This window comes from Actinobacillus porcitonsillarum, from assembly GCF_003101015.1.
GTDB classification, from domain to species: domain Bacteria; phylum Pseudomonadota; class Gammaproteobacteria; order Enterobacterales; family Pasteurellaceae; genus Haemophilus_A; species Haemophilus_A porcitonsillarum.
Map to the genome: position 1 here is coordinate 2182684 of NZ_CP029206.1, position 26947 is coordinate 2209630.

25 protein-coding genes and 1 other RNA gene are annotated in these 26947 nt (G+C 39.9%); 15 read left to right on the forward strand and 11 right to left on the reverse strand.

Annotated elements, in window-relative coordinates:
• Positions 1–61: 61 nt before the first annotated feature.
• The 3 genes from thrB (at position 62) to rho (ending at position 3851) form a co-directional block, all read left to right on the forward strand.
• Positions 62–1009 carry a homoserine kinase gene (thrB, locus tag DDU33_RS10435; protein WP_108925089.1) on the forward strand — a complete coding sequence of 316 codons (948 nt, stop codon included), beginning with the start codon at positions 62–64 and terminating at the stop codon, positions 1007–1009.
• A gap of 363 nt (positions 1010–1372) precedes the next feature.
• Positions 1373–2323 (forward strand): cysteine synthase A, encoded by a 951-nt coding sequence (gene cysK / locus DDU33_RS10440; RefSeq protein WP_108925091.1) that lies wholly within the window; start codon positions 1373–1375, stop codon positions 2321–2323.
• A gap of 265 nt (positions 2324–2588) precedes the next feature.
• The gene (gene rho, locus DDU33_RS10445; RefSeq protein WP_005818247.1) at positions 2589–3851 is read left to right on the forward strand and encodes a transcription termination factor Rho; all 1263 of its coding nucleotides are present in this window, start codon (positions 2589–2591) and stop codon (positions 3849–3851) included.
• Between the two features lie 119 nt (positions 3852–3970).
• Here the strand turns inward: rho and DDU33_RS10450 are convergent, their stop codons facing one another.
• The 8 genes from DDU33_RS10450 to DDU33_RS10480 form a co-directional block, all read right to left on the reverse strand.
• On the reverse strand, positions 3971–4618 hold the full coding sequence (locus DDU33_RS10450; protein WP_167390541.1) for an IS256 family transposase, variant Zn-binding type: 648 nt from the start codon (positions 4616–4618) through the stop codon (positions 3971–3973).
• Positions 4619–4633: 15 nt separating this feature from the next.
• A complete protein-coding gene (locus DDU33_RS11055; RefSeq protein WP_420807420.1) occupies positions 4634–4861 on the reverse strand; it encodes a transposase-like zinc-binding domain-containing protein in 228 nt (75 codons plus the stop codon).
• Positions 4862–5238: 377 nt separating this feature from the next.
• Complete coding sequence (locus tag DDU33_RS10455) at positions 5239–6630, reverse strand: DASS family sodium-coupled anion symporter (RefSeq protein WP_005819514.1); 1392 nt, start codon at positions 6628–6630, stop codon at positions 5239–5241.
• A gap of 160 nt (positions 6631–6790) precedes the next feature.
• Positions 6791–8023 carry a uracil-xanthine permease family protein gene (locus tag DDU33_RS10460; RefSeq protein ID WP_005819513.1) on the reverse strand — a complete coding sequence of 411 codons (1233 nt, stop codon included), beginning with the start codon at positions 8021–8023 and terminating at the stop codon, positions 6791–6793.
• Between the two features lie 143 nt (positions 8024–8166).
• Positions 8167–9681 carry a sodium/proline symporter PutP gene (gene putP, locus DDU33_RS10465; RefSeq protein WP_005819512.1) on the reverse strand — a complete coding sequence of 505 codons (1515 nt, stop codon included), beginning with the start codon at positions 9679–9681 and terminating at the stop codon, positions 8167–8169.
• 96 nt (positions 9682–9777) lie between these two features.
• Positions 9778–10347: a 5-formyltetrahydrofolate cyclo-ligase gene (locus DDU33_RS10470; protein WP_035293817.1), complete on the reverse strand. Its 570-nt coding sequence runs from the start codon at positions 10345–10347 to the stop codon at positions 9778–9780.
• 11 nt (positions 10348–10358) lie between these two features.
• A non-coding RNA gene (ssrS, locus tag DDU33_RS10475) (6S RNA) lies at positions 10359–10540 on the reverse strand.
• A 75-nt stretch (positions 10541–10615) separates the two neighbouring features.
• Entirely contained in the window at positions 10616–10924 is a 309-nt protein-coding gene (locus DDU33_RS10480; RefSeq protein WP_108925093.1) for a cell division protein ZapA, read from the reverse strand.
• 220 nt (positions 10925–11144) lie between these two features.
• Here DDU33_RS10480 and DDU33_RS10485 point away from each other — a divergent pair, with 220 nt between their 5' ends.
• From DDU33_RS10485 to DDU33_RS10500, 4 genes are all read left to right on the forward strand, one after another.
• Positions 11145–11693, forward strand: coding sequence for a UPF0149 family protein (locus tag DDU33_RS10485; RefSeq protein WP_005823035.1), 549 nt, complete (start codon positions 11145–11147; stop codon positions 11691–11693).
• 33 nt (positions 11694–11726) lie between these two features.
• Positions 11727–12791, forward strand: coding sequence for a uroporphyrinogen decarboxylase (gene hemE, locus DDU33_RS10490; RefSeq protein WP_108925095.1), 1065 nt, complete (start codon positions 11727–11729; stop codon positions 12789–12791).
• 53 nt (positions 12792–12844) lie between these two features.
• Positions 12845–13435: a YjaG family protein gene (locus tag DDU33_RS10495; RefSeq protein ID WP_108925097.1), complete on the forward strand. Its 591-nt coding sequence runs from the start codon at positions 12845–12847 to the stop codon at positions 13433–13435.
• 138 nt (positions 13436–13573) lie between these two features.
• Complete coding sequence (locus DDU33_RS10500) at positions 13574–13846, forward strand: HU family DNA-binding protein (RefSeq protein ID WP_005819506.1); 273 nt, start codon at positions 13574–13576, stop codon at positions 13844–13846.
• 214 nt (positions 13847–14060) lie between these two features.
• Here the strand turns inward: DDU33_RS10500 and cysZ are convergent, their stop codons facing one another.
• Positions 14061–14915 carry a sulfate transporter CysZ gene (gene cysZ, locus DDU33_RS10505; protein WP_108925099.1) on the reverse strand — a complete coding sequence of 285 codons (855 nt, stop codon included), beginning with the start codon at positions 14913–14915 and terminating at the stop codon, positions 14061–14063.
• Between the two features lie 111 nt (positions 14916–15026).
• Here cysZ and zipA point away from each other — a divergent pair, with 111 nt between their 5' ends.
• Together zipA and ligA are read left to right on the forward strand one after the other, a co-directional pair.
• Positions 15027–15893, forward strand: coding sequence for a cell division protein ZipA (gene zipA / locus DDU33_RS10510; protein WP_108925101.1), 867 nt, complete (start codon positions 15027–15029; stop codon positions 15891–15893).
• Between the two features lie 277 nt (positions 15894–16170).
• On the forward strand, positions 16171–18210 hold the full coding sequence (gene ligA / locus DDU33_RS10515) for an NAD-dependent DNA ligase LigA (RefSeq protein WP_108925103.1): 2040 nt from the start codon (positions 16171–16173) through the stop codon (positions 18208–18210).
• A gap of 161 nt (positions 18211–18371) precedes the next feature.
• Here ligA and nrdD read toward each other — a convergent pair whose 3' ends face one another.
• Together nrdD and nrdG are read right to left on the reverse strand one after the other, a co-directional pair.
• Positions 18372–20153, reverse strand: coding sequence for an anaerobic ribonucleoside-triphosphate reductase (gene nrdD / locus DDU33_RS10520; protein ID WP_108925105.1), 1782 nt, complete (start codon positions 20151–20153; stop codon positions 18372–18374).
• A 162-nt stretch (positions 20154–20315) separates the two neighbouring features.
• Positions 20316–20786 (reverse strand): anaerobic ribonucleoside-triphosphate reductase activating protein, encoded by a 471-nt coding sequence (gene nrdG, locus DDU33_RS10525; RefSeq protein ID WP_108925322.1) that lies wholly within the window; start codon positions 20784–20786, stop codon positions 20316–20318.
• 392 nt (positions 20787–21178) lie between these two features.
• Here nrdG and rsxA point away from each other — a divergent pair, with 392 nt between their 5' ends.
• The 6 genes from rsxA to DDU33_RS10560 all read left to right on the forward strand — a co-directional run bounded on the left by rsxA (position 21179) and on the right by DDU33_RS10560 (position 26945).
• The gene (gene rsxA, locus DDU33_RS10535) at positions 21179–21760 is read left to right on the forward strand and encodes an electron transport complex subunit RsxA (RefSeq protein ID WP_005818215.1); all 582 of its coding nucleotides are present in this window, start codon (positions 21179–21181) and stop codon (positions 21758–21760) included.
• The gene (gene rsxB, locus DDU33_RS10540) at positions 21760–22371 is read left to right on the forward strand and encodes an electron transport complex subunit RsxB (RefSeq protein WP_108925109.1); all 612 of its coding nucleotides are present in this window, start codon (positions 21760–21762) and stop codon (positions 22369–22371) included. Before rsxA ends, rsxB begins: the two co-directional genes overlap by 1 nt.
• Positions 22364–24631, forward strand: coding sequence for an electron transport complex subunit RsxC (gene rsxC / locus DDU33_RS10545; RefSeq protein WP_108925111.1), 2268 nt, complete (start codon positions 22364–22366; stop codon positions 24629–24631). The genes rsxB and rsxC overlap by 8 nt, the downstream gene beginning before the upstream one ends.
• A gap of 75 nt (positions 24632–24706) precedes the next feature.
• Positions 24707–25714, forward strand: a complete 1008-nt coding sequence (gene rsxD, locus DDU33_RS10550; RefSeq protein WP_420807421.1) for an electron transport complex subunit RsxD — start codon at positions 24707–24709, stop codon at positions 25712–25714.
• On the forward strand, positions 25714–26346 hold the full coding sequence (gene rsxG, locus DDU33_RS10555) for an electron transport complex subunit RsxG (protein ID WP_108925115.1): 633 nt from the start codon (positions 25714–25716) through the stop codon (positions 26344–26346). The genes rsxD and rsxG overlap by 1 nt, the downstream gene beginning before the upstream one ends.
• Positions 26346–26945: a sugar O-acetyltransferase gene (locus DDU33_RS10560; protein WP_108925117.1), complete on the forward strand. Its 600-nt coding sequence runs from the start codon at positions 26346–26348 to the stop codon at positions 26943–26945. The genes rsxG and DDU33_RS10560 overlap by 1 nt, the downstream gene beginning before the upstream one ends.
• Positions 26946–26947: the final 2 nt, after the last annotated feature.

The following is a 26947-nucleotide window of genomic DNA, read 5'->3' on the forward strand; positions in this document are numbered from 1 at the left end:
GATAACCCCCACCCCTACGAAAATCTATGTATGTCTAATCCCATATAGAATAAGGAAAAAAATGACATTACGAATTTATGCCCCAGCTTCAAGTGCAAATTTAAGTGTAGGTTTTGACTCACTTGGCACAGCCATTTCGCCAATTGATGGGTCACTGCTTGGCGATGTAGTACAAATTGAAGATTGCGATCAACCATTTGAGTTGGAAAGTGTCGGCTATTTTGTGCGTAAATTGCCGAAAGAACCGCAAAAAAATATCGTTTATCAAGCTTATGTACTGTTTAGCGAACGTTTGAAATTGCGTGGTGGCGTGGTAAAAAATCTACGCCTGACCCTTGAGAAAAATATGCCGATTGGCTCAGGCTTAGGCTCAAGTGCTTGCTCAATTGTGGCGGCTCTCGTAGCTCTGAATAAATTCCATGATGAACCGTTCTCAAAAATGGAATTATTGGAAATGATGGGAGAATTGGAAGGCAGAATTTCAGGCTCAATCCATTACGATAACGTTGCACCATGTTATTTGGGCGGTTTGCAACTAATGACTCAATCGCTTGGAAATATCTGCCAGCCAATTCCATTTTTTGATGAGTGGTATTGGGTGTTAGCTTATCCGGGTATTGAAGTTTCAACCGCTGAAGCTCGAGCGATTTTACCGAAAAGCTATACTCGCCAAGATATGATTGCTCAAGCTCGCTATTTAGGCTCTTTCATTCACGCTTGCCATACTCGCCAAGATGTTTTAGCAGCGATTATGATGAAAGATCTGATTGCTGAGCCATATCGTGAATCATTACTGCCAAACTTCGCTGAAGTTCGCCAAGGTTGTAAAGATTTAGGCGCATTAGCGGTGGGTATTTCAGGTTCTGGCCCGACAATGTTTGCTATTGCACCGGATTTGGAACACGCACAAAAACTCGTTGCTTACCTTGAAAAAGATTATCTACAAAACAATGAAGGCTTTATTCATATTTGTAAGGTGGATAATCAAGGTGCAAGAGAATTGAAGTAATGCTTTAAGTGGCAGATTGCTGACAAATTTTATTCATTCGATGTTTATTGGGGCTAATGTAATTAGCCCCTTGTATTAGTGGCGTAGGGTGGACGTAAGTCCACGCTTAAAATAACGAGCTTAATGCGTGGACTTAGGTCTACCCTACAAAATTAACGGTTTGTGCAACTGCTACATACCCCCCTATTTTTCGCCCAAATGCCGATAAAATTTCGGGACGAAAGATATTTCGCCCTACCCTCGTTCTTATATTCCTTTCTGTTATATAAAATGATTTTTTGCCTCTAACACTCATAAAAAAAATGGCGTATGCTTAGCTCAACTTATTCATTCAAACCTCATTGAAAAACTAAGGAATTAGCTATGACTATTTATGCAGACAACTCATATACTATCGGTAATACCCCACTTGTTCGTTTAAAAAATTTCGGTAACAACGGTAATTTGGTTGTGAAAGTCGAATCTCGCAATCCAAGTTTTAGCGTAAAATGCCGTATCGGTGCGAATATGGTGTGGCAAGCAGAAAAAGACGGTATCTTAACCAAAGGGAAAGAGATCGTAGATGCGACCAGTGGTAATACAGGGATCGCGCTTGCTTATGTTGCTGCCGCACGAGGTTATAAAATTACCTTAACCATGCCGGAAACAATGAGTACAGAGCGTAAACGCTTATTACGTGGCTTAGGCGTTAATTTAGTGCTAACCGAAGGTGCTAAAGGTATGAAAGGTGCGATTGCTAAAGCAGAAGAAATTGTTGCAAGTGATCCGGATCGTTACGTTATCCTAAGACAGTTTGAAAACCCAGCAAACCCAGCAATTCACCAACAAACCACCGGTCCTGAAATTTGGGAAGCGACCGAAGGCAAAATTGATGTTATCGTTGCAGGTGTTGGTACCGGCGGTACTATTACCGGCGTTTCTCGCTATATCAAGCAAGACCAAGGCAAACAAATTCTTTCTGTTGCTGTTGAACCAAGTGAAAGCCCTGTGATTACGCAAACATTAAACGGCGAAGAAGTTAAACCGGGCCCACACAAAATTCAAGGTATCGGCGCAGGCTTTATCCCGAAAAATTTAGATTTAAGCCTGATTGACCGTGTTGAACAAGTTTCTAGTGAAGAAGCAATCGCAACTGCTCGCCGTGTGATGGCAGAAGAAGGGATTTTAGTCGGAATTTCTTCAGGTGCAGCAGTGGCAGCCGCCGACCGTTTAGCTAAACTACCTGAATTTGCTGATAAGCTAATTGTCGCTGTGCTACCTTCTGCTTCAGAGCGTTATTTAAGTACATTGTTATTTGAAGGCATTGATGTTTAATTTTGCCTATATTTTATGATGTTAAGTAGGGTGGGCATCCTTGCCCACCAATATCAAATTGACGAAATCAAGGAACCTCTTACAAAAATCAAAGGTCTGTATAAATACCATAAATACCGGTTATTTTTCAGAAAGAATTTGCAATTTTTTCAAATTTAGCGTATTCTTCCGCCATTCAATTTTATAGCGATTGCTATCCTCAGTAGTATCAGATTTCCAATCTTTATTATTTTTTATCAAACTTATCAAAATCAAATTATTTCCTATGCATCTTACTGAATTAAAAAATACGCCAGTGTCGGAACTTGTCCGTATCGGCGAAGAACAAATGGGGCTTGAAAATTTAGCTCGTTTACGTAAACAAGACATTGTTTTTGCTATTTTGAAACAACACGCAAAAAGTGGCGAAGATATTTTTGGACAAGGCGTGTTAGAAATCTTACCGGATGGGTTCGGTTTCCTTCGTTCTGCTGATAGTTCTTATCTTGCCGGTCCTGATGACATCTATGTTTCACCTAGCCAAATTCGCCGTTTCAACCTCCAAACAGGGGATAAAGTAGAAGGTAAAATCCGTCCACCAAAAGAAGGCGAACGTTATTTTGCGTTACTTAAAGTCGATTTAGTCAATGACGACAAACCTGAAGTTTCTCGTAGCAAAATTCTCTTTGAAAACTTAACTCCTCTTCATGCAAATTCTCGTTTACGTATGGAACGTGGCAATGGCTCTACTGAAGATTTAACCGCCCGTATCTTAGACTTAGCAGCGCCAATCGGTAAAGGGCAACGTGCGTTAATCGTAGCACCTCCAAAAGCAGGTAAAACGGTACTTCTACAAAATATTGCGCAAAGCATTACTCACAACCATCCAGAATGTGAATTGATTGTCCTTTTAATCGATGAGCGTCCTGAAGAGGTAACTGAAATGCAACGTACTGTACGTGGCGAAGTGATTGCTTCTACCTTTGATGAACCGGCGACTCGCCATGTTCAAGTGGCAGAAATGGTTATCGAAAAAGCCAAACGCTCTGTTGAACATAAGAAAGATGTCGTAATTCTATTAGACTCTATTACCCGTTTAGCTCGTGCTTACAATACGGTAACTCCGGTATCAGGCAAGATCCTTTCCGGTGGTGTGGATGCAAATGCTTTACATCGTCCTAAACGTTTCTTTGGTGCAGCTCGTAACGTGGAAGAAGGTGGTAGTTTAACCATTATTGCAACAGCATTGGTCGATACAGGTTCAAAAATGGACGAAGTAATTTTTGAAGAATTTAAAGGAACAGGTAACATGGAGTTACACCTTTCTCGTAAAATTGCTGAACGCCGTATTTTCCCTGCGATTGAATTTAACCGTTCCGGTACACGTAAAGATGACTTACTCATGACACCGGAAGAGCACCAAAAAACTTGGATGTTACGTAAAGTACTTAACCCAATGGGCGAAGTTGAAGCGATTGAATGGTTAATTGATAAACTGGGTGTCGCAAAAACGAACGAAGAATTCTTTGAGATTATGAAACGCTCATAAAGATATAAAAAGCACTCCTTGGAGTGCTTTTTTTGGCATAGTAGACAAATTTGTTGCTGATTCGTCAAAAACTATGCCAAGTGGACAAAATTGTTGCTAATGTTTATTTTTTCTAAATGTTAGCAACTCTTTTTATTTAAAAAATCTTGTATAAACAACATCTTACGCTTTTTCGTTAATCCATTGTGATTATTTAATTTTCGCTTAAGTTCACTAAATAACCCCTCTAAACGATTTGTCGTCTTTTCGATATTTAATTCAGAACATTTCTCATAGGTAAAAATAAAATCCATATAACGCTTTAAACTGGCATAAGCACTTCTTACATTCCGATGTTTATAAGGAAAATAGCCTTTTTCATTCGCTTTATCACTTCGTTCTTTTAAAAACGCTTGGTGTTTTATAAACCAAGAATGTAATCGTCGATAAAATTCATTTTTTGAGCTTTTTGTGAGTGTTTTTACAATTATTTTTAATTCTTTACCCGCTTGTGATTGATGTTTTTTTCTTAATTTTCGCATCACAATTGCCACCATATGAAATTGACACATTTGTACCGGCGTATTAAATAAATCTTTCATCAAACCACGTCTACCATCACAGGTAATCGATTGAATTATATGGCTTTTTTCTCTTAATCTGTTCAAGGCAAGTTTATAGTAAATATCTTTTTCGGTTCGCACAAAATAATGGGAAATCACATTATTTGAATTAGAATCCATTAGCACTAATACGCCAAAATAACGACCGAAGAATGTCGTATCCATAATGATGTTCAGGTATCAATTTGAAGGCGGTTTTAAAGGTGTTTTAGGGGCTTTATCAATATATCTTTGAATCGTTCTGACGGAACAATGATATTTAACGGCAAGTTGTTGATAGGTTTGTTTTCCGGATGTGTAATCAGTCCAAATTTTAATTGGATCTAATTTATTCTTGGAGGAAAAAGTTTTATGACATTTATGACAAAAATATCGTTGAATATTATTTGATGTACCATGTTTCTTTATTCTTGCACTTTGGCAAAATGGACAGTTTTTTGTTCATATTTCAAAAAGAGGGCTTAAAGCCTTGTACTATAAGGCTTTAAGCCACTTTTTAGCAACAAATTTGTCTATTACACACTTTTTTTAGGTGTAATGGACAAAATTGTCGGCTTTCTTATTAGCAGCACTTGCGCTATATTCCTAATTAAATAATCACTCCATATTTTTAGTAGCGCTAATTTCTTTTTGAAAATAAATATTTGTTTTTGAGCACTATTTCTAAAAGTGGTATTTTTTGAACTATAATTGGCTTACAGCCCGTAATATAAGGTTATAAGCCAATTTTTAACAAATATTTTTCGACTATACTTTTTACCTTACAAAAGGTATTTTAAATATAATTAAAACCAGAATACATATCCAACTGTACCAATCACTAAGACGCATACAATATTCAACCAGAAACCGGCTTTAACCATCTCGCTTTGTTTAATTGCTCCTGTACCAAAGACAATCGCATTTGGCGGCGTCGCAACAGGTAACATAAATGCACAAGATGCACCTAAACCGATGATTAGCGCTAAACCTAATGCATTCATATTGAGTGCTTGGGCAATTGAAATGAAAATCGGAACGAGTAATGCTGCACTTGCCGTATTTGAGGTAAATTCTGTTAAGAAAATAATAAAGGTTGCAACAATCAAGCCAATAATGTAGTAGTGTCCGCCTTCGATAATCGCGACTATGCCGTCAGCCATGATTTTACTTGCACCGGTTTGACCTAATACCGCACTTAATGTTAAACCACCACCAAATAGGAATAACACGCCCCATTCTGTACCATCTTGAATTTGTTGCCACGTTGTAATGCGTGTAATACACAATAATGCTGCAGCAAGAAGTGCTAAAATACTGTCAAAGCTACCGATGTTGCCTTTTAAACCTAAAGCACTAGAAATCAATGGGTTTAAATAAGAACTAAATACCCAACCTAATGCAACACAGATAAAAATCACTAACGTTAAAATACGATCACGATTTAACTCAAGTTTTTCAACAGATTGCTCAAAGGTAACATTAAATTTTGGTTTAAATACCACATATAAAATCCCAACCATCAACGGCATGAGCATAAACATGATCGGCAGACCATATTTCATCCAATCGGCAAAAGAAAGATGAAGCTGTGATGCCACAATCGCATTTGGTGGACTACCAACCAAAGTCCCCATTCCACCAATACTTGCACTATAAGCAATTCCTAATAGCACAAAAACATAAGTATTGTGGTTTTCTTGTCTGTCTAATTTACTCAAGATCCCCATTGCAAGCGGTAACATCATAGCCGTTGTTGCCGTATTACTCATCCACATGGATAATCCAGCCGTTGCCACAAAAAGGTAAATCACCGCAACAGATAATTTCCCTTTTGACATTGCCATGATTTTATTTGCAATCATGCGGTCTAATTGCTGTACATGTAATGCGGTTGCTAATGCAAATCCCCCAAAAAAGAGGAAGATAGTAGGATCCGCAAAAGCGACTAACGCCTCTTTTGATTTCACTAGACCTAGCCCTATCGCCAAAATTGGGATTAGGAGTGCAGTTACCGTAACATGTAATACCTCTGTTAGCCAAAGCACCGCAACAAATACTAAAAGAGCCAACCCTTTTGTGGCTTCAGGTGCAAACGGCAAGGTATTAAGCAAAATAAAAAACAATACAACATCGGCAATAAAAATAATCATATTGCGCAGATTAGTTTGTTTTACTGAATGAACACTTGTGCCCATAAATCCCCCACAACAATTTAGTCCATAAAATTAATTGCAATATACACAAAAATAGAAATAAAAACATAGGAATGTAACAAAACTGTGAATAAGATCACATTTTTATTACATAAAAAAGAAGCTAACCATCAGGTTAGCTTCGTTCATTTATTTTTGTAAATTAATCTTCTTTTTTAACCGCTTCTTTCGGTAAAACGAGATTCATAATAATTGCAGCGATGGCACATAGGCTAATCCCTTTTAAAGAGAATTCACCAACATTGATCAGCATACCGCCAATACCGAATGTCATCACCACAGAAACAATAACCAGATTACGGGCTTCACCCATATCGACTTTCGCTTTAATAAGCGTACTCATACCAACCGCTGCAATTGAGCCGAAAACTAACATCATAATACCGCCCATGACAACGCCAGGAATCGTTTGTAAGAAGGCCCCAACTTTGCCACAGAAAGAGATCGCTATCGCCCAACAAGCTGCCCATGTCATAATTTTCGGGTTGAAGTTTTTAGTCAGCATAACGGCACCTGTTACTTCCGCATAAGTTGTATTTGGTGGACCACCTAATAAAGAAGCGGCAGAGGTTGCTACCCCATCTCCGAGAAGCGTACGGTTCAATCCTGGTTTTTTCAAGAAATTTTGTCCTGTTACAGAACTAATTGCCATAACCCCACCAACATGCTCAACAGCCGGTGCAATTGCAATCGGGAGTAAATAAAGAATAGCGTCTAGACGGAACTCTGGTGTTGTAATTGTAGGTAAGCTGAACCAGGCTGCATTAGCAATTGGCGTAAAATCAACAATGCCAAGAAATATAGATAAAATATAGCCGACAACAATCCCAAACATAATTGGAACTAATTTCATCATGCCCTTAGCAAACACAGCAACAATCACGGTAGTAATTAATGTTACCATGGAAACGACCATTGCCATATCTTGTGAAATCGCACCATTACTGGTTTTTCCTAATGCCATATCGACTGCAACAGGTGCTAATCCTAATCCAATAATGATAATGACAGGCCCTACCACAACCGGTGGAAAAATTCTATCCATTATCTGAGCACCTTTCCATTTTACGAGTAAACTTAACGCAAAATAGACTAAACCGGTACAAGCTAAGCCGCCCATGGTTACTGCAATGCCCCACTCTTGAACACCGTATTGAATCGGTGCAATAAAAGCAAATGAAGAGGCTAAGAAAATAGGAACCTGACGTTGTGTACAAAGTTGAAATAATAAAGTACCAACCCCTGCGGTAAGAAGTGCCGTATTCGGGTCTAAACCAGTAATCAAAGGAACGAGAACAAGTGCGCCAAAGGCAACAAATAACATTTGTAAGCCTACAAACGCCTGTTTGGGAGTGCTAATTGTTTGATGAGTCATGTAGAAAATCTCAGTTGTGATCGTAAAAAAAGAATGGTTATCTTTCGACAACTGAAAGGCAATTATACGTGAATTCTCGCCATCTTTGAATGGAAAAATGAAAAATCCCTTTAACATTTTCAGCTAAAGGGATTGATAAGATCTTATTGTAATTCCGCTCGATAAGCTTTATCTGCTAATTCAAATGTTTCCATTACCGCTTGACTTGGCGAAGGTGTTACAAGGGAAATAACAACTATCGCAATCATCGCACTGATAAAGCCCGGAATCATGGAATACATTTCAGGAAGAGAAAGTGATAAAGTAATATCTTTCCAGAAATAAACAACCAGAGCCCCCACTAACATACCGGCAATCGCACCAAACCCATTCATTCTTTTCCAGAACAGCGATAAAAGAACAACCGGACCAAAAGCAGAACCAAAACCAGCCCATGCATCTTTTACCAGCCCGAAGACCTGGCTATTTGGATCTTGTGCAATATAAATTGCTAATGCCGCAACAGCGAGAACCATTAAGCGGCTCAACCATACCAACTCTTTATCGCTTGCTTGTGGACGAAGAATACCTTTGTAAAGGTCCTCCGTAATTGCACTGGAGCAAATGAGTAATTGTGCTGAAAGTGTACTCATTACAGCAGCAAGAATCGCTGAAAGTAACACCCCAGCAATCCATGGATTAAATAATAATTTTGCTAATTCAATAAAAATTTGTTCGTGATTTGCATTAACCACACTCGCTTGCTCTGGTCTAGCAAAGAAATAAGCCATACCAAAATAACCAATACCAATAGCACCGGCTAAACAAATAACCATCCAAGTCATACTGATACGACGAGCATTTTCTAATGATTTAACGCTTTCTGCTGCCATAAAACGTACAACGATATGAGGTTGTCCAAAATAGCCAAGCCCCCATGCAAGCAAGCTCAAAACACCGAGTACCGTTGTACCGGTAAAAATATCATTATAATTTTTATTCGCAAGTATTTCAGCTTGTGTAATTGCTTCTTGCATTGCTTCAAAACCACCGATATTGATTAAAACAAAAACGGGCGTCAGAATCAGTGCAAAAACCATCAAAGTTGCTTGAATAGTATCGGTCCAACTTACGGCAAGAAAGCCACCGATAAAGGTATAAAGAATCGTAGCAATTGCGCCATACCAAATCGCATTGGCATAAGGCACACCAAATAGATTTTCAAAAACACGAGCACCGGCTACCACACCAGAAGCACAATAAACGGCAAAGAATAATAAGAAAATGATAGCGGATAAAATCTTAATAATTCGTGTTTTATCGTTAAAGCGATTATGGAAATACTCCGGTAATGTTAAAGCATCACCGCAGTGTTCCGTATGCGAACGTAAACGCCCTGCAACCAATTTCCAGTTTAAATAAGCACCGATAGTTAAACCGATAGCCAACCAACCTTCAATTAATCCACCTGCATAAATGGCACCGGGTAATCCCATTAAAAGCCAACCGGACATATCCGATGCACCGGCAGATAGCGCCGTGACAAAACTTCCTAAACGACGGCCACCTAAAATGTAGTCAGAAAGGTTATTCGTTACCCGATAGGCAATAAAGCCGATTAAAATCATTCCCAGAATATATACGAGGAAGGTTACTATGGTTGGTTCTAAGCCAAACATTCTCAGTCCTTAACAAAATCAATAAAGTAAAGAAGATTACCTAATTTTTCCAAAATATCAATAAAAACACGTTTTTTATCTCAATTTTTTCTTATTTTAACCCAGAATAATATGATCTAAAGGGATATCCCATGCTTCTAAGGGCAGATTATCTACATATTGGCAACGATGAGCTAAACCAATACTTTTTGCTTTTTTCGCTTGAATCAAGGTGCGATCATAAAAACCACCTCCATAGCCCAATCTACCATTGTTTTTATCACAAGCTACTAAAGGCGTAAAAATAATATCTAATTCCGTGAGAGGAATAAGTTTTCTGACATCTAATTTAGGTTGCAACATACCAAATCGATGTGTTTGCATAACCGTATCTTCGTCATATTTAAAGAATAATAAATTGCCCCGAGTGAAAGGATGAATAACCGGTAAATAAATAGACTTTCCTAGGCTTTTCAGTTTTTCCATCAAGACAAGCGGTGAAATTTCATGATTAAATGGCAAATAAAACGCAAGATGTTCGGCTTGATAATGTTCAATCCATTGTAATGCGGGTTGTATAATATGTTGTGAAGCGTTTTCTTGTTGTTGCTCAGAAAGTTGAGAACGTATATCTAAGATCTGTTTACGAATTTGTTGGCGTAACGCCTGATTTGAAGTTGATAGCATAAGCATGATGAAAGGTGTCCGAAGTGCCGTCATCAATAATGGTCCTTGAACCTAACGGTTCAAGGGAGTCGAATGTATTTGCCTTTAGGCTTCTTACTCAAGGTAAGCCTGCTCACCGGCAACTGAATATCCAACTCAAAGTTTTAAATTATCGGCTCAGGGACGTAACTAACAACGCACACCCCAGACAAGTTAAATATAACGGAATTTTATGTTTTTTCCTAGCTTAAAACACAATAAATTTTGCGTTCGATCAGCTTTTATGCGACTACTCGACAGAAATTGTTCCGGTTGAAAGTAATTTAGTCAAAGAGCTATCTAATTGTTGAATACAATTTTCAAGCACCGCTTTATTATTTTCGTTTTTCTGTTTTTCGAGTTCTAATTCATAGTTAAGGTTTAGCGCAACAATGGCTAACACTTTTTCAAGTTGAATAATACCAGATTGATCTTTCAATACTGCTACTCGCTCTTCTAAACGTTGTGCCGAAGCAAGTAAATTTTCCTGTTGATCTGGCGGACAATGTAAACGCAAAATTTGTCCAAATATCTGTATCTCAATATTATTTGACGACATAGTCGAAAAATCCTTATTAACTTATAAATTTTTTAAGTATTATGCCATTTTTTAGCCTGATCACCAATAAAAATCCTCGAATGCACCACTAGTGCTAATGTTTTCTCTTAGCCTCTCCATCGTAATCACTTTAATTTAAGGATTTTTATCCCTAAGTTTAAGATTTTTTGTTATTATGCACCCACTTTTATTTGATGAAAAGAACATAAAATCGCTATTCATGAAGACGTTAAACGAGTTTAAACAATTAATTACAGAATTACAGATCGACCTTACTCCTGCAGAATTTCACGGCTTTTTAAGTGGGCTCATTGCAGGCGGAATCCAAGATGAATCATGGAAAACATTAACCTATCAATTTACCAATGATGGGCATGCATTTTCACAAACACCTTTACAAGCATTGGAAAAATTTTACCAAAATCTAACCGCTTGTTACGCTGAAGCCAATACCCAGTTTAATTTATGGCTTCCTGAAAACGAAAATGATGGTTTTGCTTTAGCAGATGCGATTGCAGAATGGACAAGCCAATTTATTTTAGGATTAGGATTAGCGCAACCCAAATTCAATGAAGAAACCGATGAGGTCGGAGAAGCGATTGATGATTTAGAAGAAATCTCAAAGCTAGGCTATCACGAAGATGATAAAAATGAAGAGCTTATTGAAGCGGGCGAAGAAGTTGTCGAATACCTAAGAGTATTAGCACTCTTTTTGCATAGCCACTTTTCGCTTTCCACACAAACAACAGAAAAAAATAATTTACACTAAATTTAGTCGATAAGATCGAGAAAGGAAAACTTCATGACTCAATTAAAAAATGATCGCTATTTAAGAGCATTATTACGTGAACCCGTTGATATGACCCCAGTTTGGATGATGCGACAAGCTGGTCGTTATCTACCCGAATATAAAGCAACCCGTGCCGAAGCAGGGGATTTTATGTCTTTATGCCGTAATGCTGACTTAGCCTGTGAAGTCACGCTACAACCTTTACGTCGCTATGATTTAGATGCAGCTATTCTCTTTTCTGATATTCTCACTATTCCAGATGCCATGGGATTAGGGCTAAGTTTTGGTGCTGGCGAAGGTCCTAAATTTGCACGTCCTATTGAAAATCTTACACAAGTGCAAAATCTACCCATTCCGGATCCTGAAGGCGAGTTGCAATACGTCATGAATGCCGTTCGGACAATCCGCCGAGAGCTGAAAGGCGAAGTACCACTAATTGGATTTTCTGGTAGCCCATGGACATTAGCAACTTATATGGTTGAAGGCGGTTCAAGCAAAGCCTTTACTAAAATTAAGAAAATGATGTATGCCGAACCACACATCTTACATGCTTTATTAGATAAATTGGCAGATAGCGTCATTTTATATCTAAACGCACAAATTAAAGCCGGTGCACAGGCAGTTATGATTTTCGATACTTGGGGCGGCGTATTAGCTCACCAAGATTACAAAACCTTCTCTCTACACTACATGCATAAAATTGTAGATGGCTTAATTCGTGAAAATGAAGGCAGAAAAGTCCCTGTCACTTTATTTACGAAAGGCGGTGGTTTATGGCTTGAAACGATTGCAGCAACAGGCTGTGATGCCGTAGGTCTAGACTGGACGGTTGATATTGCTGACGCTCGCCGCCGAGTAGGACATAAAGTTGCCCTTCAAGGAAATATGGATCCAAGCGTGCTTTATGCAAATGCAGACAGAATTGAACAAGAAGTTTCACACATTCTTGCCGGCTTCGGAAACGGTTCCGGACATGTATTTAACTTAGGTCACGGAATTCATCAAGATGTTCCGGTAGAAAGCCCAAAAATCTTTGTTGATGCTATCCATGAGCTTTCTAAAGCGTATCATAAATAAAAACAATGGCTTGTTATCCATAACAAGCCATATTCACTTAAAAAGGAGCTTATATGCGTAACCCTATCCATAAACGCATGGAACGTTTTGAACCTTGGCAACATTTAACTTTTATGGCTTGCCTTTGTGAAAGAATGTATCCAAATTATCAACTCTTTTGTCAAGTTACAGAACAAGATGAATTCGCCAAAACCTACCAAAATATATTAAATTTGGTTTGGGAACATTTAACCATCAAAGGGGCTAAAATTAATTTCGATAATCAGCTAGAGAAATTAGAAGCAATTATACCTGATGTCAATGACTATGAATTTTTTGGCGTACTTCCGGCTCAAGAGGCCTGTGAAGCGCTCTCTGAACTGTTACACAGTATTATTGCAGGCTCAACATTGGAACAAGCAATTCGTATCAGCCAAATATCACTTTCAACAGTTGCAAGCTATTTAGAACTTCAAGTTGAACATGAACTCAACGAACAAGAACTGAAAAATTCCACTGAAATTCAGGAAGAATTAGATATTCAATGGCAAATTTATCGATTACTCAATGAGTGTGAAGAACGTGATACACAGCTTATTCTTGATCTAAAAAATGAGATTAGAAGTACCGGCATTAGCAACATTGGTGTAAATTTTAATCAGTAAAGCAATTTTTTTGCATAAAAATAGCTTTTACCTCTTTGAGAAATACAAAGTTTGAATTAAGCTACACACCAGTTATTTCAACCATACTAACGCATGAAGCGTTATTATTTCAAAGACAAACCCTAGAGGATTTTAACTATGAATAAAAGTGAATTAATCGATGCTATCGCAGCAAAAGCAGAATTAAGCAAAAAAGATGCAAAAGCAGCTTTAGAAGCAACATTAGAAGCAGTATCTGAAAGCTTAAAAGCAGGCGATACCGTTCAATTAATCGGTTTTGGTACATTCAAAGTAAATGAGCGTGCTGCTCGTACTGGTCGTAACCCACGTACTGGTGAAGAAATCAAAATTGCAGCTGCAAAAATCCCAGCATTCGTTGCAGGTAAAGCATTAAAAGATTTAGTAAAATAATTCTTTTAGGTATGATAAAAAAAGGTCTAGCTTGCTAGACCTTTTTGCTATTTTATTTATGCTGCATTAGTTCAGTATAGTAGGGACACCACTCTAGCGTCCATAAATAATATCAATACAACAAGCCTAAAAAGGACGCCAGCGTGGCGTCCCCTACATTTTGCTACTGAGCCCCATTTTGGGCGTTATTAAATAATACTAAAAATGTGTTTTTCTATTTCTTTACCACATCTCCCGTGCGTGTTTCAGTACTTACCGATGTCCCTTTCGATTTTTTGAAGGTGTAATCCGCTTTACTAAATTCGCCATGCTGATTTTCTAAAAAGAAATCACGGTATTCATTGATCCACATAGCCGTTGCGCCGCACACTGCAACCGGCATCACTACCAAGTTTACAAAAGGTATCATGGTAAACAAGCTCACTAATGAACCAAAGGTGTAGTTCATCACTTTATTTTGCTCAAGCGCATTACGCATACGTTGAAAGCTAATTTTGTGGTTATCAAAAGGATAGTCGCAGTATTGGATTGCAATCATCCACGCACTGAAAATAAAAGCAATGACCGGCACAATGGTTTGCCCTAATACCGGAACAAATCCTAATAAGAAAATAGCAATAAGGCGAGGAACGCTATACATCATTTTTTGCCATTCTCGTTTCAACATTCTCGGAACGTCTTTTAGCATACCAGTGAATGAGGTATCGCCAAGTGGTTGATTGGTCAGTTGCAGTTCTACTTTTTCAGCTAATAATGCATTGAAAGGAGCGGCGACAAAGTTCGCTAATGTGGTAAAGGCAAAATAAAAGCCCACAAGCAGTAAAAGAAATATAAGAGGAACTAAAACAAAAGAGAGCCATTCCAACCAAGAGGGAAGAAGCATATCAAGCCAACCCGTGATATTGGCAAAAAATGCCCAAACTAACCCGATCATTAACACTGTGTTAATGATGATAGGAAAGATCACAAAGGGCATAAATTGACGTTGTAGTAATAAACGCCAGCCGTAAATAAAATAATGGAAGCCTAATCCCATTTGATTTTGGGGTTCTGAAAAGGTAGATGACATAAAGATCCTTAAACACTCAAAATTTCATAAGAAATATGGTAAGCTATACAAACCATTTTCGCAAATAGCGAACATTAAATTTTGTAGATAATTGTAAGCTAAGAGGACACCATGGAGCTTCATATTCTTTTTTTCATCCTAGCAGGATTGCTTATTGCCGTATTGGTCGGTTCGAGTATTTGGTCTCATCGCCGTGAAAAATCACGTATTTTCTCAAATACTTTTTCAACGCGTCCACCTTCAACGCCAATTCAATCGGCTGCTCAAACTGAAGTGCCTAAAACGCTTGATCCACAAAGTTATCACGATCAAAATTATGTTTCACAGCCTGATGTGGAAGTGAATACACCTGTTGAGATTCAACAAGATGTAGAAAGTTCATTGAATAATATTAAAATCAAACTCCCGGGCGAAGAAGCGGTGCAATTAGAGCCTCAGGTGTCGCCTTATCAAGCACAATCTTCTACACCAGTTTATAGTCAGCAAAGTGCACCGGCATTTGTTGAAGCAACACCACAGGCTGAACCAGTGGAAGTGAGAATGGAAGAGCCGGCTGCTCAACCAGCGGTAGAAACACCGCCAAATATGATGATGCTTTATGTTGTTGCTGCGGAAGGACAAGTGTTCTATGGCGACTATTTAGCGCAATGTTTGGAAGGTTTGGGTTTCCAATATGGCGAATATCAAATTTTCCACCGTCATCAACATATTGGTAATAACACAACGCCGGTTATTTTTAGCGTAGCAAATATGATGCAACCGGGCGTGTTCGATTTAGAAAAAATGGATCGTTTTTCGACTATCGGGTTAGTGATGTTTATGCATTTACCATCAGAAGGAAATGATGTTGCAAATCTGAAATTGATGTTGCAAAGTGCAGAACGTTTGGCACAATCTTTAGGTGGGTTTATGTTAAATGATCGCCGTGAAATTTTTGATGAAAATTCACGTTTAGAATATTTAAATCGCCTTCGTTAATTTGCAAAAAACAGACCAAAATTGACCGCTTGTAAGCGGTCTTTTTTATCGAGAATTTCGGTATTATGTCTCAGTTGCATAAAAAAGTATGTAGGGACGCCACGCTGGCGTCCGTTTCGGTATATATAACCGAAAAAAGCCGATTATTTACAATATTGTGATAATTTTACATACGCCGAATTGTTATGGACGCCAGCGTGGCGTCCCTACTCTTTTTTTCAAATAAAAGGTTTATGCATTTGTTACATAATCCCGCTTTTTTATCGAGAATTTTACTATGCCGCTATTTTCCCAAACTGATACAACAACGCCTCTTTCCGAGATTGAAACATTACGCAATAAACTTCGAGAATACGAATATCATTACCACGTGTTGGATAATCCGCTCGTGCCGGATGCGGAGTACGATCGCTTGATGAATGAGCTAAAAAATTTAGAATGGCAACACCCCGAGTTGATTACGCCGGACTCGCCTACGCAACGTGTTGGCGCAAAGCCGTTAGATGGTTTTAGCCAAGTAACCCACGAATTGCCTATGCTTTCGTTAGATAATGCCTTTTCAGATGAAGATCTTGATGGCTTTTTACGCCGAATGGAAAGCTATATTAGCGTTGCACCGAGTTCATTAGCCTTTTGTTGTGAGCCGAAACTAGACGGTTTAGCGGTCAGTATTTTATATGTAAATGGGGTTTTAACACAGGCGGCGACTCGCGGCGATGGCACAACGGGCGAAGATATTACCGCCAATATTCGCACCATTCGTAATATTCCGCTAAAACTAAAAACAGATAACCCACCGCTTCGTTTAGAGGTGCGTGGCGAAGTCTTTATGCCGCAAAAAGGCTTTGAAGCGTTAAACCAAAAAGCCTTAGAAAAAGGCGAGAAAACCTTTGCGAACCCTCGTAATGCGGCGGCTGGTTCACTACGCCAGTTAGATCCGAAAATTACGGCGCAACGTCCGTTGATGTTAAATGCGTATAGCATTGGTATTTATGATTCCGATGATGAATTGCCGAGTACCCATTTTGAACGCCTGCAATGGTTGAAATCGTTGGGGATTCCGGTAAACAATGAAATTCGCTTAGAGAAAGGGCGAGAAAATTTGTTGAAATTCTATGCGGATATTCAGACCAAACGTCCAACTTTAGGCTATGACATTGATGGCACGGTATTGAAAGTTAATGATATTGCGTTACAAGAACAGCTTGGCTTTATTTCTCGTTCTCCACGTTGGGCGATTGCTTACAAATTCCCGGCTCAAGAAGAGATGACTGTTTTAAATGATGTTGAATTCCAAGTGGGACGCACTGGAGCGATTACTCCCGTTGCCAAATTAGAGCCGGTATTTGTAGCAGGCGTTACGGTCAGTAATGCCACTTTGCATAATGGCGATGAAATTGAGCGTTTAGGCATTGCCATTGGCGATACCGTGATTATTCGCCGAGCTGGTGATGTGATTCCGCAAATTATTGGCATTGTGGCAGAACGCCGTCCGGAAAATGCCAAAAAAATCACTTTTCCGACCGCTTGTCCTATCTGTGGTTCAGCGGTAGTGCGAGTAGAAGGTGAAGCGGTCGCACGCTGTACCGGTGGCTTATTTTGTGAAGCACAACGTAAAGAAGCGTTGAAGCACTTTGTTTCCCGCAAGGCGATGGATATTGACGGCGTGGGCGAAAAACTGATTGAGCAATTGATGGAACGTGAATTAGTCCACACCCCTGCGGACCTATTTAAGCTTGACCAAGTAATCTTAATGCGTTTAGAGCGTATGGGAGAAAAATCGGCACAAAATGCATTAAACAGCATTGAAAAAGCGAAAAATACCACGCTTCCTCGTTTTTTATTTGCTCTCGGAATTCGTGATGTGGGGGAAGCAACCGCTTTAAACTTAGCAAACCATTTTGGTTCTTTAGATGCAATCCGTGCAGCAACTTTTGAACAGTTGCAAGAGGTTCAAGATGTGGGCGAAGTGGTCGCAAACCGTATTGTTCGTTTCTGGCAAGAACCGCACAATGTTGAGGTTGTAGAAGATCTCATACAACAAGGCGTTATTTGGCAGAACATTGAGCAAGTGGAGATCGCAGATAATCCATTAAAAGATAAAAATGTGGTTTTAACCGGCACATTAAGCGTGCTCACCCGAGATCAGGCAAAAGCACTATTGCAAGGGCTTGGTTGTAAGGTGTCCGGCTCGGTTTCAAGTAAAACAGATTATTTGATTGCCGGCGAAAAGGCTGGCTCAAAACTGGCTAAAGCGCAAGAACTTGGTGTGAAAGTGCTTTCCGAACAAGAGTTTTTAGCGATTGTTGGGCATTAGTGCTATTTTGTCTGTAAAAAAATAGTTTTCGTAGGGTGGACATAAGTCCACGCATAACGATCGTTATTTTTAACCGTGGACTTACGTCCACCCTACGTATATCTTTTAAAATTTCTCTTCTGTGTGAATGCTACATAAAGCCCAAAATATGCTTTAATGACCTAAGCCGCTTGGCGGTGGTAAAAGCGCAGATGATGTTCTTTTTGGCGTGCTGAGCTAAACGAAGAAACTCGTTTTAAATAACCAATGACGCGTGTACCATAATCTATGTCTTGCGAGCCACATTTAGCACAATGGCAAAGCGTGCGTTTATCAATATGATTACACTGATTACAGATGGTAATTTTGACGTTAATACAAAAATAGTTACAACCTGTTTTGGCCGCAATATCTAAAAGTGAGCGGTAGCCGCTTTGGCTTAAGGCTTCATCTAAATTAAGATGTAATGCTGAGCCACCATCTAGCCATTCAATGAGCGTTTTGCCGTGCAGTAGAAATTTATCTAGCGTATTTGTTTTCTCATCTTCAACCAAATAAAAATAAGAGTTGTAGCACTCTCTTGGGACGAAATAGCCATCTTCTTTATCCCATTTGGCGTTTTTTACCCCCAAATTTTCTGCCGGCACAAATTCGGTATTAAATTTGATGCCGTATTTTTTCGAGGCTTGCTGATTTAGTTCAAAAATCACTTTTAAACGGCTTTGGACAAAATCAATATAATCCGGATTATAACCAACCGTTAAACCTTGCGATTCGGCAGCTTCCGCCATGCCGTTAATGCCAATGGTTAAAAATTGTTTATCCAATGAAATAAAGCCCGCATCATAAACAGGCAACATACCGGCAGCGAGATACTCTTCCATCAATTTACGATAAGCATATTGATATTGATGAATTTTGCTTACTTCTGCGGCTAAATCACGTTTATCTTGCACCAAGCGGTTCATATTCAGGGTAATGACATTAATTGACCCCGTTGCGACACCGCCCGCCCCTAAAGAGTAAGAAAAGGTGTGATCGGAAATTTCGTTACGTAATCGGCAACAAGAAGCTAAAGAGTCCGGATTATCCGATTGATAAATGAAAAAAGCATTGCCTTGCGAAAGTTCTTCCGCCATTTGATCGGCAAATTCACTATCTTTACATTGCCCGTTTTCGGTCAGCATTGCGGCAGTAACCACCGGGAATGTGAGAATGGCTTTAGTGCGTTCTTGGTTAAACCATTTCATAAAAAAGCGTTGGAGCTTAGCGGTTGTTTCCCAATTTGGACGTTCAAAATCAGGGAACATAAAATTGCCAAACATCGCTTCAAAGTAGTGCTTATCATATACAGAGATATTCCAAAACACGCTTTGATAGCCTCGGGCGGCGGCCGGTTGGTTAATCGAATAAACCACCTGTTGTAGATGATTTTCGATTTCGAAGCGGTGCGTTTCTAAATAATTTTCGCCAAAATCTTTGCGGGCAAAGTAGTCAAAATAGGTTAAGAATTCAACGGTGGCAACTGCACCGGCAAATTGTGAACTAATCGCAAACACTAAATTCACAAAAGAGCCACAAAAAGAAGCGAGATGTTTCGGGGCTTTTGATTCGCCGCCAAGTTTTGTTAAACCATCACGTAAAAATGGGTAGAGCGTTACTGAAACACAATAAGGTTTAAGGCTGGTTTCATCGTGAACATAAATTTCATGCGCTTCAATTTGGCGGAGATACTCTGTTGCCAACTCATCGCCAAATAAATCTCGGATTTTTTGGCTGACTTTGGCACGGTTGATTTGCACAAAAAAGTCTTTCATCAACTCATTTTCCATAGTAGCAATGTTCTTTTGGGTAACATTGGCATTGGCGTCCATTTTTGAGCCGTCCGCCGCATTTTGGGCTTGAATATAATGCTCAATAAAGGCAAGTTTGTCCGCAACTTGTTGAGGTTGAAGTCTAATCATGTGTCAAGATCCTTTTATAAACGTATTATGTAGCATTTACACAAACATTTAATTTTTACGTAGGGGCGAGGTTTATCCTCGCCCGTAAAGAAGTTGTGATATTCGGGCGGGGATAAACCCCGCCCCTACACAAATTTCTTGAAATTAGGTTTTGTGTAACAGCTATATAATATCTTTGATAAACAAATGGTTAAGATTTTCGCCGGTGCGTAAATCAATAAAACGTTGGTTGGTCGTGAGGCTGTTTAATCCGCCTCTTTCTGCGATCCAGCGCCCTGTTTTGAGATAGGTCAATTCGCTCAATAAATCCGTTGGCACTTCGTCATACTCCAGCCCCGTATAAAGACAGGTATTTAGGCGTTCTGCTTTGGCACATTTAAGTAAAGCCAGTAATTGCTCAGCGTGCCATTCCCCTCCCATAAATAAGACACAGCTGATCAAACCTTGATATTGTTTGAGTTTATGAATGAGGTAATTTTCTGTCAAAATTTGACCGCTTGTGGCTTTCCAGCTTTCTGCACTATGGCAACCTTTACATTTTAACGGGCAGCCGCAGATGAGAAAGGCAAGCGATGTTTCGTTGGGAACCTCTTGCCAAACGACTTGTTCTGAAAAAAAGCGAATTTGATCCATATCAAAATTAAACACAATATGTTGTGTTTTTTTTATTTTTAAACACTAGATGTTGATATGTTACGTTTTTCTTTCCAAAAATAAAATAGAAAAAATGCATGAAAAAGGGTTGCAATTTTTTTAGATAAGGAAAATCAAGGCGATAGAGAATTGTAAATTTTTCGGTATGGTGTAACACTTGTACAAAATGTAACATCTCCCCTCCCTCAGCCTTCGGTGGCTCCCTCCGTAAACGGAGGGAGCGAAGGTTTCTGATTTATGAAACAGATCATAATGTTACAAAGGTAGCGGCTTTCATCATTAAATTTATTACGTTTTTTATTGTCCCATTAGCCAAAAAACGGGATAATACGCACTATTTTAGTTTAGTATTTTGAATTTCGGTGTGGGAAATGGTTGATTATATTCTGCTTATCATTAGCACAGCACTCATCAATAACTTCGTGCTTGTGAAGTTTTTAGGGCTTTGTCCATTTATGGGCGTGTCGAAAAAAGTCGAAACTGCGATTGGTATGGGAATGGCAACAACATTCGTTTTAACAGTCGCTTCTCTAGCGGCATATTTGGTTGAAACCTTTGTATTAGTGCCGCTAGAGGCGCAATTTCTCCGAACGTTGGTTTTTATTCTCGTGATTGCCGTTATCGTTCAATTAACCGAAATGATTATTCACAAAACCAGCCCAACACTATATCGTTTGCTCGGTATTTATTTGCCATTGATTACCACCAACTGCGCTGTATTGGGGGTTGCATTATTAAATGTAAACCTTGCTAATAATTTGATCGAATCGGTGTTATACGGTTTTGGGGCAGCGGCAGGCTTTTCCCTAGTGTTAGTGTTATTTGCTGCCTTACGTGAACGCTTGGCAGCGGCAGATGTGCCTCGTCCATTCCAAGGTGCTTCAATTGCCTTAATTACGGCTGGTTTAATGTCTCTTGCCTTTATGGGCTTCACAGGACTTGTAAAAATCTAATGTTAGACTTACCTATTATTGTTTATATTTTAATTGTTATTGCGCTTATCGCCTTAGTTTTTGGGGCGGTATTGGGCTATTCTTCGGTTAAATTAAAAGTCGAAGCTGATCCTATTGTCGATCAAATTGATGCGTTATTGCCTCAAAGTCAATGCGGACAATGTGGCTACCCTGGTTGTCGTCCTTATGCCGAAGCCATTGCAAATGGCGATCAAATCACGAAGTGTGTTCCCGGTGGGCAGCCGCTTGTGGTTAAAATTGCGGATTTAATGGGCGTTGATGTGCCGGCAATGGACGGGGAAGAAGCCCCTGAAGCCAAGGTTGCATTTATTCACGAGGATATGTGTATTGGCTGTACAAAATGTATTCAGGCTTGCCCTGTGGATGCCATTATTGGCACAAATAAGGCAATGCATACAGTTATTGCCGACCTTTGTACCGGCTGCGAGCTTTGCGTAGCACCTTGCCCAACGAATTGTATTGAAATGATTAAACCAAAAACATCAACACAAAATTGGAATTGGAAATTCGATCAAAACTTAGTTATTCCGATTGTCAATACTACAGAATTACAGAAAAAAATGATTGTTGGCGGAGGGAAAAGTGAGTAATCCAAACGAAGTATTGGAGCGGATCCGCCTAAATAAAGAAACGGGTAAATTGTGGAAATATCCCGGTGGTATTCATCCGGCAGAAAATAAAAAGCAATCCAACCAAAAGGCTATTCGCCAATTAAATTTACCTAAATTTTTCTATGTGCCGGTAGTCCAACATTCAGGTTGGGCTGGCGATCTCATTGTAAAAGTAGGCGATGAAGTCTTAAAAGGGCAAGCGCTAACTAAAGGCGAAAATTATCGTCAATTACCGGTTCACGCCCCAACATCGGGCAAAGTGGTAGCAATTGAACCACACGTTTCTTCACATCCGTCCGGTTTACCGGAAATGACCGTGATTATTGAAACGGACGGTAAAGATCAATGGGTTGAACGTCAACCGATTGAGGACTTTTTACAACTGACAAGCGGTGAAATTGTTGAAAAAGTTTACCGCTATGGTATTGCCGGCTTAGGTGGTGCAGTTTTCCCTACTGCTTCGAAATTACATTTTGCCGATAAACGCTGTAAAGTGTTGATTATCAATGGGGCTGAATGTGAGCCTTATATTACTTGTGACGACCGCTTAATGCAGGAATATGCCGATGAGCTTATTGAAGGTATCCGTATTTTACGTTACGTATTACGACCTGAAGAAGTGGTGATTGCCATTGAAGATAACAAACCGAAAGCGATACAAGCGGTCGAAAAAGCTTTAAAAGGTGCAAATGATATGTTTGTGCGAGCGATACCAACGCAATACCCATCGGGGGCAAGTGATCAGCTCGTTCAAATTTTAACAGGTTTAGAAATCCCATACGGTAAAAGAACTATCGAAATGGGCATTGTGATGCATAACGTTGGGACGGCATTAGCTGTGAAACGTGCGATTATTGACGATGAGCCTTTAATTGAGCGTATTGTAACTTTAACCGGCGATAAAATTCGGAATAAAGGTAATGTATGGGCAAGGCTCGGTACGCCGATTATTCATTTACTTGAGCAAGTGGATTATCAAGCCGATAAACGCTTCCCTGTTTTCTTAGGCGGACCAATGACCGGCTTTATTTTGCCGTCATTACAATCGCCGATAACGAAAACCGCCAACTGTATTATCGCCCCGGATCATTTTGAATATGCACCGCCCGAAGACGAACGGGCGTGTATCCGCTGTTCAAGCTGTTCAGATGCTTGTCCGGTAGGGTTGCTGCCACAACAGTTATATTGGTTTGCTCGTTCAGAAGATCACGAAAAATCAAAAGAATATCACTTAGATGCGTGTATTGAGTGCGGTGTTTGCGCTTATGTTTGCCCAAGCTATATTCCACTTATTCAATATTTCCGCCAAGAAAAAGCCAAAATAGCGGAAATTGATGAAAAAGCGAAAAAGGCTGAAGAGGCGAAACAGCGTTTTGAAGCCCGTGAAGCCCGTTTGAATAAGGAAAAAGAAGCAAGAACGGCTCGTATTAGTCAAGCAGCCGAGAAACGCCGTGAAGAAGTTGCAAACAGTAAGGGCGAAGATCCGGTTGCAGCAGCATTAGCTCGTTTAAAAGCGAAGAAAACGGAAAATGCCGAACAAACTACGGTTCACGCTAAAGTCAATGGCGAGCCGGATAATAGCGAGTTAATGGCGCAACGTCGGGCGAGACGATTAGCCAAACAAGCAGAAGAACAGCAACAAGCGGTTGTTTCTGAAGAACCGGTTGCAAAAACAGAAGCGGTTGAAGCTGATCCAAGAAAAGCCGCAGTCGCAGCAGCATTAGCAAGAGCGCAAGCGAAGAAAGCCGCCCAACAAGCGGTTGTTTCTGAAGAACCGGTTGCAAAAACAGAAGCGGTTGAAGCTGATCCAAGAAAAGCGGCGGTTGCTGCAGCATTAGCAAGAGCACAAGCGAAAAAAGCCGCCCAACAAGCGGTTGTTTCTGAAGAACCGATTGCAAAAACAGAAACAGTTGAAACGGATCCAAGAAAAGCGGCGGTTGCTGCAGCATTAGCAAGAGCAAAAGCGAAAAAAGCCGCGCAACAAGCGCTTGCTTCTGAAGAACCGATTGCAAAAACAGAAACAGTTGAAACGGATCCAAGAAAAGCGGCGGTTGCTGCGGCATTAGCAAGAGCGCAAGCGAAGAAAGCCGCACAACAAGCGGTTGTTTCTGAAGAGCTGGTTGCAAAAACAGAAGTCGTTGAAATGGATCCAAGAAAAGCGGCGGTTGCTGCAGCTATCGCTCGAGCAAAGGCAAAAAAAGAAGCAGCGAAAGCCCCAAACGAGAATTTAGCGAATTAGACGATAAAGGAACATTTGATGTTTAAAATGATCAGTTCTCCTCATACCCATTCCAATAACCTCACGGCAAATTTTATGCTATGGGTTATTGGTGCAATGTTGCCGGCACTCGTGGTGCAATGGTATTACTTCGGTTATGGGGTGTTAATTCAAGCCGGTATTGCAATAGGTTTAGCAGTTATCATTGAAATTGCGGTTGCAAAATTACGCCATAAATCGACCGCTTTTTATCTTGAAGATTTGTCGGGAATTTTAACCGCATTGATTTTAGCAATGGCAATTCCGCCTTATTCTCCTTATTGGGTGATTGTGATTGGCGTGATTGTGGCACTGTTGTTGGCAAAGCACGTTTATGGCGGTTTGGGGCAGAATTTATTTAACCCTGCGATGATCGGCTATGCGTTGCTGTTGGTTTCATTCCCAGTGCAGATGACCACGTGGTTGCCACCATTGGTACTGTTGAGTGAACCGCCAACGCTTGCAGACAGTTTTTCGCTGATTTTTGCCAATGTGACTACTGATGGTTTTAGCGTTCATCAGCTTATTCAAAGTGTCGATGGCGTATCGTCTGCCACGGTGTTAGACGGCTCAAAACAGGCTGTGAATACAATCAAAGATAATGTTATGTTGGGTATTCAGCTGGAAAAACTGTTTGCAAATGTACTGGTCGGCGGTTGGGGACAAGTGAATTTAGCCTTTTTACTCGGCGGTTTGTTATTGATTTATAAGCGCATTATTCATTGGCAAATTCCAGTGGCGATGTTGGGGACTTTTGCCTTATTGAGCTTTGCGACAGATTTAGTTTCAGACACGGCTCGTTGGACAGCTCAAGCCCAGCTCTTTAGTGGGGCGATGATGTTCGGTGCGTTTTTTATTGCGACCGATCCAGTCACCGCTTCAATCACGCCAAAAGGTAAACTGATTTTCGGGGCGTTGGTCGGCTTGTTGGTTTATTTAATTCGTTATTATGGCAACTACCCAGACGGCGTGGCGTTTGCGGTCTTGCTGGCAAACATCTGTGTGCCGTTAATCGACCACTATACTCAGCCTCGCTTATACGGTACAAAATTAGGACGAAAATAATGAAAACATCGGTAATTACAACTCGCTATGCCCTCATTTTAGGGATAATTGCATTACTCTGTACGGCAGTTTCAACCGGCGTTTATCTGCTGACTAAAAGTCGAATTGATGCAGTTACGGCAGAGCAGCAACGTCAATTATTGTTAGAAGTTGTGCCGCAAACGCATTTTGATAATGATTTATTAGCAAGCTGTAAAATGGTTAAAATCCCTGAAGCTCCGTTTTTAAATAAAATCTATATTGCAAAAAAAGGCTCAGATCTGACCGCTTACGCTATTCAAGCCACCGCTCCTGACGGTTATTCGGGTAATATTGTACTATTGATGGGAATTCAGCCCGATGGTACGGTATTAGGTGTACGAACTCTTGCTCATAAAGAAACCCCGGGGCTAGGCGATAAGATTGAAACGCGTATTAGCGATTGGATTTACAGCTTCACAAATCGCAAGTTTAGCCTAGAAAATGAAGACGAATGGCGAGTAAAAAAAGACGGTGGTCAGTTTGATCAATTTACCGGCGCGACCATTACGCCAAGAGCGGTGGTGAATAATGTGCGCCAAAGTGCAAAGTGGGTTTTAACGGAATTAGCCCAAAAACCGGAGATGGTTGAACAGTTTGAGGTTTGTCGATAATGCAAAGTGAATATCAAAAAATGATCAGTGGGCAGCTTTATGATTCAGCAGACCCGAAATTAAAGGAAGATCGAAGCATTGCACGAGATTTATGCTTTGAATTAGCGCAATTACGCCCTTCTAAAAAAGCGGAAAAACAAGATTTATTTCAACAACTCTTTCGTTGTGAACAAGCCGATTTTCATATTGAATTACCTTTTCGCTGTGATTATGGCTATAACATTTCGCTGGGTAAAAATTTCTATTCAAATTATAACTGTACGATGTTGGATTGCGCCAAGATTACCATAGGCGATAATGTGATGTTTGCGCCTAATGTCTCATTATTCACGGCTGCTCATCCAATTGATGCAGAAAAACGCAATAGCGGTATTGAATTTGCAATGCCGATTGCTATTGGAAATAATGTTTGGATTGGCGGTAATTCGGTCGTTATGCCAAATGTGACTATTGGGAATAATGTGGTAATTGGTGCTGGTAGTGTCGTGACGAAAGATATTCCGGATAACTGCATTGCAGTCGGAAATCCGTGCCGTGTATTACGTGAAATTACAGAGCAGGATAAAATTTTTTATTTTAAAGAAAAACGGTTTGAGTAAAA